19 protein-coding genes are annotated in these 13,945 nt (G+C 66.5%); 17 read left to right on the forward strand and 2 right to left on the reverse strand.

The window, feature by feature from the left end; translation table 11 throughout:
• Window positions 1–184: 184 nt before the first annotated feature.
• Both B840_RS01900 and B840_RS01905 read right to left on the reverse strand, forming a co-directional pair.
• Entirely contained in the window at window positions 185–1,777 is a 1,593-nt protein-coding gene (locus B840_RS01900; RefSeq protein WP_042620720.1) for a GTPase family protein, read from the reverse strand.
• Window positions 1,778–1,782: 5 nt separating this feature from the next.
• Window positions 1,783–3,471, reverse strand: a complete 1,689-nt coding sequence (locus B840_RS01905) for a dynamin family protein (RefSeq protein WP_042620721.1) — start codon at window positions 3,469–3,471, stop codon at window positions 1,783–1,785.
• Window positions 3,472–3,717: 246 nt separating this feature from the next.
• On the opposite strand from B840_RS01905, the gene rplN reads away from it, so the two are divergent.
• From rplN to rpsD, 17 genes are all read left to right on the forward strand, one after another.
• Window positions 3,718–4,086 (forward strand): 50S ribosomal protein L14, encoded by a 369-nt coding sequence (gene rplN, locus B840_RS01910; protein WP_042620722.1) that lies wholly within the window; start codon window positions 3,718–3,720, stop codon window positions 4,084–4,086.
• Entirely contained in the window at window positions 4,087–4,401 is a 315-nt protein-coding gene (gene rplX, locus B840_RS01915) for a 50S ribosomal protein L24 (protein WP_042620723.1), read from the forward strand.
• A 2-nt stretch (window positions 4,402–4,403) separates the two neighbouring features.
• Complete coding sequence (gene rplE / locus B840_RS01920; protein WP_042620724.1) at window positions 4,404–4,958, forward strand: 50S ribosomal protein L5; 555 nt, start codon at window positions 4,404–4,406, stop codon at window positions 4,956–4,958.
• A gap of 442 nt (window positions 4,959–5,400) precedes the next feature.
• On the forward strand, window positions 5,401–5,799 hold the full coding sequence (gene rpsH, locus B840_RS01925) for a 30S ribosomal protein S8 (protein WP_042620725.1): 399 nt from the start codon (window positions 5,401–5,403) through the stop codon (window positions 5,797–5,799).
• Between the two features lie 15 nt (window positions 5,800–5,814).
• Window positions 5,815–6,351 (forward strand): 50S ribosomal protein L6, encoded by a 537-nt coding sequence (rplF, locus tag B840_RS01930; RefSeq protein ID WP_042620726.1) that lies wholly within the window; start codon window positions 5,815–5,817, stop codon window positions 6,349–6,351.
• A gap of 2 nt (window positions 6,352–6,353) precedes the next feature.
• The gene (rplR, locus tag B840_RS01935; protein WP_042620727.1) at window positions 6,354–6,758 is read left to right on the forward strand and encodes a 50S ribosomal protein L18; all 405 of its coding nucleotides are present in this window, start codon (window positions 6,354–6,356) and stop codon (window positions 6,756–6,758) included.
• Between the two features lie 40 nt (window positions 6,759–6,798).
• A complete protein-coding gene (gene rpsE / locus B840_RS01940; RefSeq protein WP_042620728.1) occupies window positions 6,799–7,446 on the forward strand; it encodes a 30S ribosomal protein S5 in 648 nt (215 codons plus the stop codon).
• Between the two features lie 3 nt (window positions 7,447–7,449).
• Complete coding sequence (gene rpmD, locus B840_RS01945; protein ID WP_042620729.1) at window positions 7,450–7,635, forward strand: 50S ribosomal protein L30; 186 nt, start codon at window positions 7,450–7,452, stop codon at window positions 7,633–7,635.
• Window positions 7,636–7,641: 6 nt separating this feature from the next.
• Window positions 7,642–8,091 carry a 50S ribosomal protein L15 gene (rplO, locus tag B840_RS01950; RefSeq protein WP_042620730.1) on the forward strand — a complete coding sequence of 150 codons (450 nt, stop codon included), beginning with the start codon at window positions 7,642–7,644 and terminating at the stop codon, window positions 8,089–8,091.
• A gap of 231 nt (window positions 8,092–8,322) precedes the next feature.
• Window positions 8,323–9,645, forward strand: a complete 1,323-nt coding sequence (gene secY / locus B840_RS01955) for a preprotein translocase subunit SecY (RefSeq protein WP_042620731.1) — start codon at window positions 8,323–8,325, stop codon at window positions 9,643–9,645.
• Window positions 9,642–10,187 (forward strand): adenylate kinase, encoded by a 546-nt coding sequence (locus B840_RS01960; RefSeq protein ID WP_042620732.1) that lies wholly within the window; start codon window positions 9,642–9,644, stop codon window positions 10,185–10,187. Before secY ends, B840_RS01960 begins: the two co-directional genes overlap by 4 nt.
• 84 nt (window positions 10,188–10,271) lie before the next feature.
• Window positions 10,272–11,066: a type I methionyl aminopeptidase gene (gene map, locus B840_RS01965; RefSeq protein WP_042620733.1), complete on the forward strand. Its 795-nt coding sequence runs from the start codon at window positions 10,272–10,274 to the stop codon at window positions 11,064–11,066.
• Between the two features lie 62 nt (window positions 11,067–11,128).
• Window positions 11,129–11,842, forward strand: a complete 714-nt coding sequence (locus B840_RS01970; RefSeq protein ID WP_042620734.1) for a L,D-transpeptidase — start codon at window positions 11,129–11,131, stop codon at window positions 11,840–11,842.
• 188 nt (window positions 11,843–12,030) lie between these two features.
• Window positions 12,031–12,249, forward strand: coding sequence for a translation initiation factor IF-1 (infA, locus tag B840_RS01975; RefSeq protein ID WP_003854422.1), 219 nt, complete (start codon window positions 12,031–12,033; stop codon window positions 12,247–12,249).
• Between the two features lie 201 nt (window positions 12,250–12,450).
• On the forward strand, window positions 12,451–12,819 hold the full coding sequence (rpsM, locus tag B840_RS01980) for a 30S ribosomal protein S13 (RefSeq protein ID WP_042620735.1): 369 nt from the start codon (window positions 12,451–12,453) through the stop codon (window positions 12,817–12,819).
• A gap of 3 nt (window positions 12,820–12,822) precedes the next feature.
• Window positions 12,823–13,227 (forward strand): 30S ribosomal protein S11, encoded by a 405-nt coding sequence (rpsK, locus tag B840_RS01985; protein ID WP_042620736.1) that lies wholly within the window; start codon window positions 12,823–12,825, stop codon window positions 13,225–13,227.
• Between the two features lie 21 nt (window positions 13,228–13,248).
• A complete protein-coding gene (gene rpsD, locus B840_RS01990; RefSeq protein WP_042620737.1) occupies window positions 13,249–13,854 on the forward strand; it encodes a 30S ribosomal protein S4 in 606 nt (201 codons plus the stop codon).
• Window positions 13,855–13,945 lie beyond the last annotated feature (91 nt).

The raw sequence follows: 13,945 nt of genomic DNA on the forward strand, positions 1-13,945 counted from the left end.
AATACCTTCTGTTTCCAGCCGGGCGGCTCCTCGAGCCTGGGACGGCTCAGGAATCCGCGGCCACGACAGGCGCGTCCGTCCTGGGGGTGGTTACGCTCGGCGCCGCGCTCATCGGCGCGGGCGTCTACCTCGTGCGCCGCAACCGCCGCCGGGCCTGACCTGCATCATCTGCCGGTGGGGGAGGCTATTTCCCGGCCGCCACGCGGATCGCGTCGAGGAACTGCGAGTACTGCTCCCGGATCTCCAGCAACGGCGCGGCCACCTTCTCCTCCGAGATCTCGGCGACCTCCCTGCGCAGGGCGCGCCGGGTCCGCCACTTCACCGTCGATCCGATGGCCAGCCCGTTCACCGCGGTGAACATGCCCAGCACGATGCCCGTCAGCAGCCCGCCGAGGATGAGCAGCGTGGGCACGGGCCAGCCTTCGACGGTGGGGATCACCTCGTCCAGCAGCGGGTGGAGCACTCCAGGCACGAACGCCGCCAGCAGGAACCAGATCACGCCCACCAGGGCGGTGAGCAGGGCCAGCCACTGGACCACGGTGAACAGTCCCCAGGCGCGGGAGGGCTGGGCGGGCAGCTCGGTGCGGGCGGCGGCGCGGTCGAGCTCCTCGGGCAACGAGTCGATGATGGTCTCGGTGCGGTCGACGACCGCGCTGGTCCACCGGTCCGGCAGGCCCTCGCTGACGTCGGCGGCGTAGCCGCGCACTCCGCGGTTGGCCACCGCCCGCCCGGACGCGTCGAGCGCGGGTATGGAGGAGCGGTGCACCCCGGTGTCGTCGGCCTCCTCCCGCAGGCCCAGCCGTTTGAGGGGGTCGGGGCGCAGCCGCAGCATCCACGAGGTGAGCAGCCAGCCGGTCTTCTGGCCCAGGCGCTTGCGGTAGGCGGCGGCGGTGATGTCGGCGAGGCGGTCGGAGCCGGCGGCGTCGGCAAGCAGGCCGTCCATCCACTCCTTGGCCGAGTCGGGCACCGCCTTCAGCGGCTTCTGGCCGGCCCACGGGGCGGTGACGGTGGCGATGTCCGCCTCGATGCGCGCGGTCTGGGCCGAGTGTGCCGCGGCGATCCGGGCTATGGCCGAACGCAGGTCCCCGATGCCGTAGCCGGTTTTGGCGGAGGTGGGGATCACGGAGACCTTCTTCAGTCCGTCGTCCTTGAGCAGCTGCTCCAGGGACCGGCTCACCGCCTTGCGGTCGGCGTCGGAGAGACGGTCGGACTTGTTGAGCACCGCCAGGGTGACCGCGCTGTGGGAGGCGTGGGGGCGGATGAAGTGGTCGTGGATGATGCTGTCGGCGTACTTCTCCGGGTCGGTCACCCACACCAGCACATCCACCTGGCCGGCGAGACGGGTGGCGATCTCCCGGTGGACCGGCTCCACCGAGTCGAAGTCGGGCAGATCCAGGAGGATGAGCGGCCCGGCCCCGGGGGCGAACTCGCCGGGGCGGATGCGGCGGTCTTCCACCTCGAGCCAGTCGAGCAGCTCCTCCGAACCAGCCGGATCCCACACCGCGGCGAGGGGGGATGAGGTGGTGGGCCGGCGGGCGGCCGTCTTGCCCAGGTCCTCGCCGACGACGGCGTTGAACAGGGAGGTCTTGCCGGAACCGGTGGCCCCGAAGAAACCGACCACGGTGTGCTCGCCGGAGAGCCGGCGCCGCTCGTCGGCGGCGTCGGCCACCCGGGCCAGGGCGGCGTGCTCGGCGGGGGAGAGGTGGTCCCCGCCCAGGGCCGCGGCCTCGTCCAGCGCGGCGAGGCGCTGCGTCAGCGATGCTTTTCTACCGAACATCTGCCTCACGCCCCCGTCTGCTTCCGCACGTCACGCTCGGCCGTCTCCACGGCCTCCCGCAGCCGGGCGGCGGTGGTGCCGCCGGTGAGCCGGGCGGTGACGGCGTCATAACGCGCGCGCTCCCCGGCGAGCAGGGCGTGGATGCGCGTGTCCAGATCCTCCCGGGCCTGCCTGGCCATGCGGCGGACGGTGTCCTCGCCGAAGATCGTCTCCAGCAGCTTCTGGCCCATGACCGCGGAGCCGCCCGCGATGGCGATCTCCCCGCCCGTCAGCCCGGCGGTGGAGGCGAACACCACCAGCATGAGCGCCACCGTGATCACGTTCAGGCCCAGGGACATGATGCGGGCGCGTTTGCGCTTGTCGCCGGCGGTCTCCTGGATGGATTCCACCAGCCCGGCCTGCCACTGCCGGACCAGCTCCGCGGCCTGCCCGTTGATGTCCGCGTCGGCGTGGGCGAGGGCGGGGTCGGAGGAGGCGCGCAGCTCGGGGGCCGCCGAACCCAGATGCGACCAGGATCGGGTGGCGGCGGTCTCCGCTGCGTCGACGACCACGGCGTGCAGGCCCGCCTCGATCTCCGTCTCCATCTCGCGGACCGGCGCGGGACGCCCGGTGAAGAAACTGCCGATGCGGTCCACCGCCATGGAGTACCAGCGCTCGATGGAACGGAACGCGTCCGAGGTGCCCACGAAGTCCTGCCAGCGCTGCAGCACCTCCTGGCGGAGTAGGTTGCCGTCGCTGGTGGCGTCGATGACCTGGTCCCGGGCGCGGAGGTAATTGCCGTCGAAGGTCTCGCCCAGCTGGGCGCCGAACTCCTCCTGCCGCTGGCGTTCCACGGCGAGCCGCTCCACCCGCTCGGCGACACTGCCCAGCGCGCCCTGCACCGTCTTGGCCGCCATGGAACGGCGGGCCGCCGCGTCCTCCGCCAGCCGTTGCAGGTGCCCGCGCAGCGGCGCGACGAGCTCCTCCGGCAGCAGACCCTCCACCTGCCCGTGGTCCGGGACCGTGAACAGGGTGGCCTGCCCGAGGCCGGCCTCGGCCATCATGCGGCGCAGGTCGTCCGGCACGGTCGCCAGGGCGTCCTCGTCCACCCGGTTGAGCACCACGATCACCTCGATGTCGCGCCCGGCCGCGTCGTGCAGGAAGTTCCACACCAGCTGGTCGGCGTAGCGGGAGGGCGTGGTGACGAAGACCCACAGGTCGGCCGCGGCCAGCAGCTGGGAGGCCAGCGCACGGTTGCGGTCGTCGATGGAGTCGAAGTCGGGGGCGTCAAGAAGCGCCAGCCCCGGGCTGACCGCCTCGGAGGCGACGGTGCGCAGGGACGTCGCCGACGGGTTCGCGCCCGCCTCGCCCTGCTCGCGGGCCAGGCCGGGCAGCACGTGGCCGGAGTTGAACCACTCGGAGTCCCCCGGGTTGGCCACCAGCACCGGCTGGCGGGTCGTCGGCCGGATGACGCCCGACGTGGAGACCTGCCTGCCCACGATGGCGTTGACCAGCGTCGATTTGCCGCTGCCCGTCGAACCGCCGACCACGGCCAGCAGCGGGGCGTCAATGTTGGCCAGGCGCGGCAGGATGTAGTCGTCGATCTGGTCCGCCACCGCCTCCGCTTCGGCCGCGGCGGAAGGACTCATGGCGAACTCCGTCGCCGCCACCGCGTCGCGCAGCCCGGCCACCGAATCCAGGGTTGTCTCGATCACTTCTCCATTGTCACACACCCCGTCGGGGAGACTTCGGCATTTGGATTCCAACCTGCGGATATGGTTGACTGTTCGAGTTGACCATGCTGGTCGGTGGTGCGGTTTGTTTTCCGGGCCCCCGCCGAGACCCTTCGACCGCCCCTCGGGGCTGGTTCGTCGCTGAGCGTGGGAAGCGAGTAGTACATAGACCAGGTGCGTACAGGCCGGAAATCTGACGCACATCAATCCAGGTCAAGGAGACCCATCGTGATCCAGCAGGAATCGCGTCTCAAGATCGCCGATAACACCGGTGCACGGGAAATTCTGTGCATCCGCGTGCTCGGCGGATCCGGACGACGTTTTGCTGGCATTGGCGACACCATCGTCGCCACTGTCAAGGAAGCCGCCCCCGGCGGCAACGTGAAGGCCGGCGAAGTTGTCAAGGCCGTTATCGTCCGCGCCAAGAAGGAGACCCGTCGCACCGACGGCTCCTACATCCGTTTCGATGAGAACGCAGCCGTCCTCATCAAGACCGACAACGAGCCCCGCGGCACCCGCATCTTCGGCCCTGTCGCACGTGAACTGCGCGACAAGAAGTTCATGAAGATCGTGTCGCTTGCACCGGAGGTGATCTAGTTGAAGATTCACAAGGGCGATATGGTCCTCGTCATCTCTGGCCCCGATAAGGGCGTCAAGGGCAAGGTCATCCAGGCGTTCCCGAAGACCGAGAAGGTCCTCGTCGAAGGCGTCAACCGCATCAAGAAGCACGTCGCCGACTCCTCCCAGGAGCGTGGCGCACAGTCCGGCGGCATCGTCACCCAGGAGGCACCGATCCACGTCTCCAACGTGATGGCCCTCGACTCGGACGGGACCCCGACCCGCGTCGGCTACCGCTTCGACGAGAACGGCAAGAAGGTTCGCACCTCGCGTCGTAACGGGAAGGACATCTAAGCATGAGCGAGAACTACACCCCGCGTCTGAAGACCCGCTACCGCGAGGAAATCCGCACCAAGCTCAACGAAGAGCTCGGCCTCGACAACGTCATGCAGATCCCCGGCGTGACCAAGGTCGTCGTCAACATGGGCGTCGGCGACGCCGCCCGTGACTCCAAGCTGATCAACGGCGCCCTCGAGGACCTGACCCTGATCACCGGTCAGAAGCCGCAGCTGCGCCGCGCCAAGACCTCCATCGCGAACTTCAAGCTCCGCGAAGGCATGCCGATCGGCGCGCGCGTCACCCTGCGAGGCGACCGCATGTGGGAGTTCCTGGACCGTCTGCTGACCGTGGCCCTGCCGCGTATCCGCGACTTCCGTGGCCTCTCCGACCAGCAGTTCGACGGCCACGGCAACTACACCTTCGGCCTCAACGAGCAGACCATGTTCTACGAGATCGACGTCGACAAGATCGACCGCCAGCGTGGTATGGACATCACCGTCGTCACCACCGCGGCTAACAACGACGAGGGTCGTGCCCTGCTCCGCGAGCTCGGCTTCCCCTTCAAGAAGTAGTCCGCTACTTCTCGTTGCTTAGCGACGCCCCCTGCGACCTCCGGGTCACAGGGGGCGTTCGTGATTCACGGCCCGGCCTGGACCCTACTTTTCTGGTTGAACCCTGCGCCGCAGCGAGGGGCGCAACCAGAAAGGTGGGGGCTGCGGGTGCGGCCCCGGAGCAAAGCGGCTATAGTCGGTGATTTTGTTCTGGGAACGCCAGGGGGTAGCCTGGACCGCTGGACCTGTGCTCCCTCCTGTGAGGGCGGCCGAAGTCCTTTCCGAGAACTGAACATCCAACTTTGTTGCAGGCCCCCCGCCGACACTGGCGACCGAGTGGAAAGTGGCAGCGAGCGCCCCGGACTACTGAGTCCGAGGGAGCGTCAAGTGGCCCGACGGAACACCCGGTACACGCCCCGGTGGGTAGGGAACCGCAACAAGAAAGGTAATACGGTCACCACATATGACCATGACTGACCCCATTGCCGACATGCTGTCGCGCGTGCGCAACGCAAACCATGCGCACCACGACATCGTGTCGATGCCCTCTTCCAAGCTGAAGATCAACATTGCGGAGATCCTCAAGCAGGAGGGCTACATCGCTGAATACACCGTCGAGGACGCCCGGGTCGGCAAGACCCTGTCCCTCGAACTGAAGTACAGCCCGACCCGCGTCCGCTCCATCGCTGGTGTGCGCCGCGTCTCCAAGCCGGGTCTGCGCGTGTACGCCAAGTCCACCGAACTGCCGAAGGTGCTCGGCGGCCTGGGCGTGGCCATCATCTCCACGTCCCAGGGTCTGCTGACCGACCGCCAGGCAACCGAGAAGGGCGTAGGCGGAGAAGTCCTCGCCTACGTCTGGTAAGGGAGGAATAGCAACATGTCGCGTATCGGCAAGAATCCGATTACCATTCCCTCCGGCGTCACCGCCACGGTGAACGGTCAGAACATCGAGGTCAAGGGCCCCAAGGGTACCCTGAACTTCGACGTCCCGGCACCGATTTCGGTCGCCGTCGAGGAAAACCAGATCGTTGTCTCCCGTCCGGACGACAACCGTCAGAACCGCGCACTCCACGGTCTGTCCCGCTCGCTCGTCAACAACCTGGTTGTCGGCGTCACCGAGGGCTACACCACCAAGATGGAGATCTTCGGCGTGGGTTACCGCGTCCAGGCCAAGGGCAAGAACCTCGAGTTCGCCCTCGGCTACTCTCACCCGGTTCTGATCGAGGCTCCGGAAGGCATCACCTTCGCGGTCGACGGCAACACGAAGCTCTCCATCACGGGAATTGACAAGCAGCAGGTCGGGCAGATCGCCGCAAACATCCGTCGTCTGCGGAAGGACGATCCCTATAAGGGTAAGGGCATCCGCTACGAGGGTGAGCAGGTCCGCCGCAAGGTCGGAAAGACGGGTAAGTAAGCATGAGTAACACTGCAGAGAACACCAAGCGCACGCCGGTGGGCAAGGATATTTCCACCCGCCGCCGCACCGCTCGCGCACGTCGCCATTTCCGTATCCGCAAGACCCTGCGTGGCACCGCCGAGGCGCCGCGTCTGGTCGTGCACCGCACCTCCCGCCACCTGCACGTTCAGGTCATCGACGACCTGGCCGGCCACACCCTGGCTGCCGCCTCCAGCATGGAGCCGGAGATCCGCTCCATCGAGGGCGACAAGAAGGCCAAGGGCGCCAAGGTCGGCGAGCTCATTGCTGAGCGCGCCAAGGCCGCAGGCATCGAGCAGGTCGTCTTCGACCGTGGAGGTTACAAGTACCACGGCCGCGTCGCCGCTCTGGCCGACGCCGCTCGTGAAGGTGGTCTGAAGTTCTAATGACCATCGCAATCAAGAACATCAACGGAAGGATCGCGTAATGCCGGGACGTGAACGGCGTGACGGCGGACGCACCGCCGACAGCAGCACCACCACCACCAACGACCGCAACGAGCGCAAGGGCGGCAACCGCCGCGAGCGCGACGATCGTCGCAACCAGCAGCAGGACGACCGCAACCAGTACATCGAGCGTGTCGTCACCATCAACCGAGTCTCCAAGGTCGTCAAGGGTGGTCGTCGCTTCAGCTTCACCGCCCTCGTGATCGTGGGCGACGGCCAGGGCATGGTCGGCGTCGGCTACGGCAAGGCCAAGGAAGTTCCGGCCGCTATCCAGAAGGGTTCGGAGGAAGCTCGCAAGAACTTCTTCCGCGTCCCGATGGTCGGTGGCACCATCACCCACCCGGTCCAGGGTGAGGCCGCAGCGGGCATCGTCATGCTCCGCCCGGCCGCTCCCGGTACCGGTGTCATCGCCGGTGGCGCAGCCCGCCCGGTGCTCGAGTGCGCCGGTGTCCAGGACATCCTGTCGAAGTCTCTCGGCTCCGACAACGCCATCAACGTCGTCCACGCCACCGTGGCCGGCCTGAAGCAGCTGGTCCGCCCCGAGGAGGTCGCCGCACGTCGCGGTAAGACCCTCGAGGAGGTCGCCCCGGCCCGTATGCTGCGCGCCCGCGCAGGTCAGGAGGCGTAACACATGGCACTCAAGGTTACCCAGGTCAAGGGACTGGCCGGCACCAAGCCGAAGCACCGCGAGAACATGAAGACCCTCGGTCTTCGCCGTATCCGCCACTCCGTGGTTCTCCAGGACACCCCCGCCGTGCGTGGCATGATCCACGCCGTGCGTCACCTGGTCACCGTCGAAGAAGTGGCAGGGGAGTAGGTAAACATGAGCGAAATCATCAAGCTCCACGATCTGCGTCCGGCTAAGGGCGCGAACAAGCCGAAGCGCCGCGTTGGTCGCGGCGAAGGCGGCAAGGGCGGCAAGACCGCCGGCCGCGGCACCAAGGGCACCCACGCCCGCAACAAGGTGTCGGCATCATTCGAGGGCGGCCAGATGCCGCTGCAGATGCGCCTCCCGAAGCTCAAGGGCTTCAAGAACCCGAACAAGGTCGTCTTCCAGGTCGTCAACGTCTCCGACCTCGAGATCGCCTTCCCGAACGGTGGCGACGTCACCGTGGCCGACATCGTCGCAGCGGGCCTCGTGCGCCCGAAGCAGCCGGTGAAGGTCCTGGGCAACGGAGACCTCGGCGTCAAGCTGAACGTCACCGCCGACAAGTTCTCCCGTTCTGCCGTCGAGAAGATCGAGGCAGCCGGCGGAACCGTCACCGAGGCCTAAACCAGGCTTCTGACCTCCGCGTCACACCTCAACCCCCGTCCACCGGTTCGCCGGCGGCCGGGGGTTGAGGTGATTCAGGGGTCCGCCGGCAACCGCGCGGCCCGCCGGAAACCTGCGGGGCGAGCCTTGAAGCGGTCGGTAACGCAGTGCACTGCTAGTATGGTCAAGTCAATCGTGTCAATTCCCGCGCCCCCGCATTTCCATGCCGGGGGAGTGAGGCCAGGAGGCTTCGTGTCCGCCATTATCCAGGCATTCAAGGACGTCGACCTGCGTAAGAAGATCATCTTCACAGTGCTGATGGTGATCCTCTATCGCGTGGGTGCGCAGATCCCGTCGCCGGGCGTCGACTATGCGTCGATCAGTGGTCGACTTCGTGAACTCACCCAGGAGCAGGGCAGCGTCTACTCGCTGATCAACCTGTTCTCGGGAGGTGCGCTGCTGCAGCTGTCGATCTTCGCCATCGGCATCATGCCGTACATCACGGCGTCGATCATCGTGCAGCTGCTCACCGTCGTCATTCCGCACTTCGAGGAGCTGAAGAAGGAGGGGCAGTCGGGGCAGGCGAAGATGACGCAGTACACCCGCTACCTCACCCTCGCCCTCGCTCTGCTGCAGGCCTCGGGCATCGTCGCCCTGGCGGACCGCCAGCAGCTGCTGGGCCAGGGCATCGAGGTCCTCAACGCGGACCGCACGCTGTGGGACCTGGTCATGCTCGTGGTGGTGATGTCCGCCGGCGCCATGCTCGTGATGTGGATCGGTGAGCTCATCACGGAGAAGGGCATCGGCAACGGCATGTCCCTGCTCATCTTCGCCGGCATCGCCACCCGCCTGCCCACCGACGGCACCAGCATCCTCCAGTCCTCCGGCGGAGTCGTCTTCGCCGTGGTGGTGGCCGCCGTCATCATCCTGGTGGTCGGCGTGGTGTTCGTGGAGCAGGGGCAGCGCCGCATCCCGGTGCAGTACGCCAAGCGGATGGTCGGGCGTCGCCAGTACGGCGGTACCTCCACCTACCTGCCGCTCAAGGTCAACCAGGCCGGCGTCATCCCGGTCATCTTCGCGTCCTCGTTGATCTACATGCCGGTTCTCATCACGGAGATCTTCAACTCCGGTTCCGTCGAGGTCGCGGACAACTGGTGGCAGCGCAACGTCATCCAGTATCTGATGACGCCGGCGTCCTGGCAGTACATCGTCCTGTACTTCATCCTCATCATCTTCTTCTCCTACTTCTACGTGTCGGTTCAGTACGATCCGCAGGAGCAGGCGGATAACATGAAGAAGTACGGCGGCTTCATCCCGGGCATCCGCCCGGGCAGGCCGACCGCGGAGTACCTCGGTTTCGTCATGAACCGTCTGCTCTTCGTCGGCGCCGCCTACCTCGGCATCATCGCCGTGCTGCCGAACATCGCGCTCGACCTGGGCGTGGGTAACACCAGCGCAGGCATGACCGCCTTCGGCGGCACGGCCATCCTGATTATGGTGTCGGTCGCCCTGACAACCGTGAAGCAGATTGAATCCCAGCTTCTCCAAAGCAACTACGAAGGACTCCTCAAATGAGACTTGTACTCCTCGGACCCCCCGGTGCAGGCAAGGGCACCCAGGCCGTCATCCTCTCCGAGAAGCTGGGCGTGCCCCACATCTCCACCGGCGACCTCTTCCGCGCGAACATCGGCGAGGGTACCCCGCTGGGTGTGGAAGCCAAGCAGTACATCGACGCCGGCAAGCTCGTGCCCACCGACGTCACCGCACGCATGGTGGAGTCCCGTCTCGGAGAGGCCGACGCAGCCGACGGTTTCCTGCTCGACGGTTTCCCCCGCACGGTGGAGCAGGCCGAGATTCTCAAGGACCTGCTCGCCGCTGAGGGACATGAGCTCGACGGCGTGCTGAACTTCCAGATCGCCGAGGACGTCGTGGTCGAGCGCATGCTCTCCCGCGGCCGCGCCGACGACAACGAGGAGACCATCCGCACCCGTCTCGGCGTCTACCGCGACGAGACCGCCCCGCTCATCGAGCACTACGGCGACAAGATCATCACCATCGAGGCTGAGGGCGAGGTCGAGGAGATCAACGACCGCGCCATGCAGGCCCTGGGCAAGTAGTCGCCCCGCCCGACCATGAGGGCCGCGCTCCGGAGGACAACCGGACCGCGGCCCTTCCCCCTTTCCCCCTCAGGAGCAGACAACATGGGATTCCGATCCAAGAAGCGCGACATCCCGGCGAAGACACCGGGTGAACTCGACGCCATGCAGGCCGCCGGCGAGATCGTCGGCCGAGCGCTGCAGGCCGTGCGGGCGGCCGCCGCCCCCGGGGTGAGCACTCTCGAGCTCGACGCCGTCGCAGAAACCGTGATCCGCGAGGCGGGGGCGGTGCCCAGCTTCCTCGGGTACCAGGGGTTCCCGGGCTCCATCTGCGCCTCGGTCAACGACGTCATCGTGCACGGCATCCCCTCGGCCGAGCAGGTGCTCGAGGACGGCGATTTCATCTCGATCGACTGCGGGGCGACCCTCGACGGATGGGTGGGGGACTCGGCGTGGTCCTTCGGGGTCGGCGAGATCGACGAGGACGTCGACAAGCTCAACCGTGCCACGGAGTGGGTGCTGGCCGAAGGGCTGAAGGCGATGGTGCCGGGCAACCGGCTCACCGATGTCTCCCACGCTTTGGAGACGGCCACCCGCCGGGCCGAGGAGAAGTTCGGGGTGAAACTGGGCATCGTCGACGGCTACGGCGGGCACGGCATCGGCCGGGCCATGCATGAGGATCCCTATCTGGCCAACGAGGGCCGCCCCGGGCGCGGGCCGCGCATCCAGGCTGGTTCAGTGCTCGCCATCGAGCCGATGCTCACGCTGGGCACCACGGATTCCGCGCTGCTCGACGACGACTGGACGGTGGTCACCCTCGACGGTTCCTATGCGGCGCACTGGGAGCACACCGTCGCGGCCACCGAGGACGGGCCCCGCATCCTCACCCCCCGGAAATGAGATCAGCCCCACATTCGTGTCTGGTTCGGTGCAGCGACAAGTCAGGGCTTATACTCCAGGGCATGCGTGCACTCTCCCGCCCTATCACCGGCCTCCTCGCGTCCCTCGCCACCGCCGCAACCCTGCTGGTTGCCCCGGCCGCGGCCCAGGCGCAGCCCGTCATCCCGCAGTCATCCTCCGACCTGCCGGCTGCCGTCGGATCCTCGGACGCCGACCTGCGCGACTCCGCGTGGAACACCCGCGGCCAGCTGCACCAGCAGACCTCGGTGCTGCACCCGCAGGCCGCCAACGCCGTGCTCGGCGCCTACGACACCGCCGTCGAGACCGTCTTCCCGGGCCTGATCGGCGAGCGCACCGAGGCTGCCCGCCCGAAGCCCGCCCCGGTGCAGGCCCCCGCGGCCGCTCCCGCCCAGGTCCCGGCCGCGAGCACTCCCTGCCCGGCGGACGCCCGGGTCTGCGTCGACATCGACGGCCGGAAGACCTGGCTGCAGCGTAACGGCCAGATCACCTACGGCCCCGTCAACCACGCACCGGGCAAGCCGGGCCAGGAGACCCCGCGCGGCACCTTCTACGTCAACCGCAAGGTCAAGGACGAGATCTCCTACGAGTTCAACAACGCGCCGATGCCCTACGCCGTGTACTTCACCTACAACGGCCACGCCTTCCACCAGGGCAACCTCGGCTACGAGTCCGCCGGCTGCGTCCGCCTCGAGCACGCCGCCGCCGTGACCTACTTCAATGAGCTGCAGATCAACGACAAGGTCTTCATCTACTAGGCCTTCATCCGGCCGCCTCCCGGGGGCGTCGGAAGCCGGGGGAGCTTTCCGACGAACCGGGAATTTTGGTTTTCCGCGCCTCCGCAGGTATCGTGGTCTTTTGGTGTATGCGCTCTAGCACATACACCTGCAGTAGACCTGTTTACCAGCAGGTGCCGTAACCAGCCGGCACCAGGAATGTGGAGGATATGGCAAAGGAAGGCGCCATCGAGGTAGAAGGCCGGATTGTCGAGCCCCTGCCGAATGCAATGTTCCGTGTCGAGCTCGACAACGGACACAAGGTTCTCGCTCACATCAGTGGCAAGATGCGCCAGCACTACATCCGTATCCTCCCCGAGGATCGCGTCGTTGTGGAGCTGTCTCCGTACGACCTGACCCGCGGACGCATCGTCTACCGCTACAAGTAAAGCAAACCGCCTCCTTACTCACCGGCCCTCGCCGCGGGGTTGCTCAACGCCGCCCCTGCGAGTGCCACACTCACCTTCGGCCACGGTGGCTGAAGCCCCACGAATCATGGTCCATCGCCCGGTCATCGGTCCGGACAAAGCACCGTCTGGTGGGGATGAGTATGGAGAAAACCACCGTAACAACCCGAAAGGTACTGCCACATGGCACGTCTTGCTGGTGTTGACCTCCCGCGCAACAAGCGCATGGAGATCGCACTCACCTACATCTACGGCATCGGCCCCGCCCGTGCCGCCAAGCTTCTCGAAGAGACCGGCATCTCTCCCGATCTTCGTACCGACAACCTGTCCGATGACCAGGTTGCCGCTCTCCGCGACGTCATCGAAAACACCTGGAAGGTCGAGGGAGACCTCCGCCGCGAGGTGCAGGCTGATATCCGTCGCAAGATTGAAATCGGCTCCTACCAGGGTCTGCGCCACCGTCGTGGCATGCCCGTCCGTGGCCAGCGTACCAAGACCAACGCGCGTACGCGTAAGGGTCCGAAGAAGACGATCGCCGGAAAGAAGAAGTAGAACATGCCCCCGAAGACTCGCTCTGGCGCACGCCGTACCGGCCGTCGCGTCGTAAAGAAGAATGTGGCTCAGGGCCACGCCTACATCAAGTCCACCTTCAACAACACCATCGTGTCCATCACCGACACCCATGGTGCCGTCATCTCCTGGGCTTCCTCCGGGCACGTCGGGTTCAAGGGCTCCCGTAAGTCCACCCCGTTCGCCGCGCAGATGGCCGCCGAGAGCGCCGCCCGCAAGGCGATGGATCACGGTATGAAGAAGGTCGACGTTTTCGTCAAGGGCCCGGGTTCGGGCCGCGAAACCGCCATCCGTTCCCTCCAGGCCGCCGGCCTCGAGGTGTCCTCCATCTCGGACGTGACTCCCCAGCCGCACAACGGCTGCCGTCCGCCGAAGCGTCGCCGCGTTTAAGAAAGGAAGAGGTAAGCAAACATGGCTCGTTATACCGGTCCTGTAACCCGTAAGTCCCGCCGCCTCCGCGTCGACCTCGTCGGCGGAGATATGGCGTTCGAGCGTCGCCCCTACCCCCCGGGGCAGGCTGGCCGCGCCCGCATCAAGGAGTCCGAGTACCTCCTGCAGCTGCAGGAGAAGCAGAAGGCTCGTTTCACCTACGGCGTGATGGAGAAGCAGTTCCGTCGCTACTACGCCGAGGCCAACCGTCGTCCGGGTAAGACCGGCGACAACCTGGTCATCATGCTGGAGTCCCGCCTGGACAACGTCATCTACCGCGCAGGCCTCGCCCGCACGCGTCGTCAGTCCCGCCAGCTGGTCTCCCACGGCCACTTCCTGGTCAACGGCAAGAGGGTCAACGTCCCCTCCTACCAGGTCTCCCAGTACGACATCATCGACGTCCGGGACAACTCCCGCTCGATGATCTGGTTCGAAGAGGCTCAGGACAGCCTCGTCGACGCGGTCGTTCCGGCCTGGCTGCAGGTCGTTCCGTCCACTCTGCGCATCCTCGTGCACCAGCTGCCCGAGCGCGCTCAGATCGACGTTCCGCTGCAGGAGCAGCTCATCGTCGAGTACTACTCGAAGTAATTCTTTCCGGGGGGTCGGCCATCCGGCCCACCGGGGAATCCTTCACCACTGCAATCCTCATTTTCTGAACGACGTCAAATAGCGGGCGTCG

This window comes from Corynebacterium marinum DSM 44953 (genome assembly GCF_000835165.1).
In the GTDB taxonomy this organism is placed as follows: Bacteria; Actinomycetota; Actinomycetes; order Mycobacteriales; family Mycobacteriaceae; genus Corynebacterium; species Corynebacterium marinum.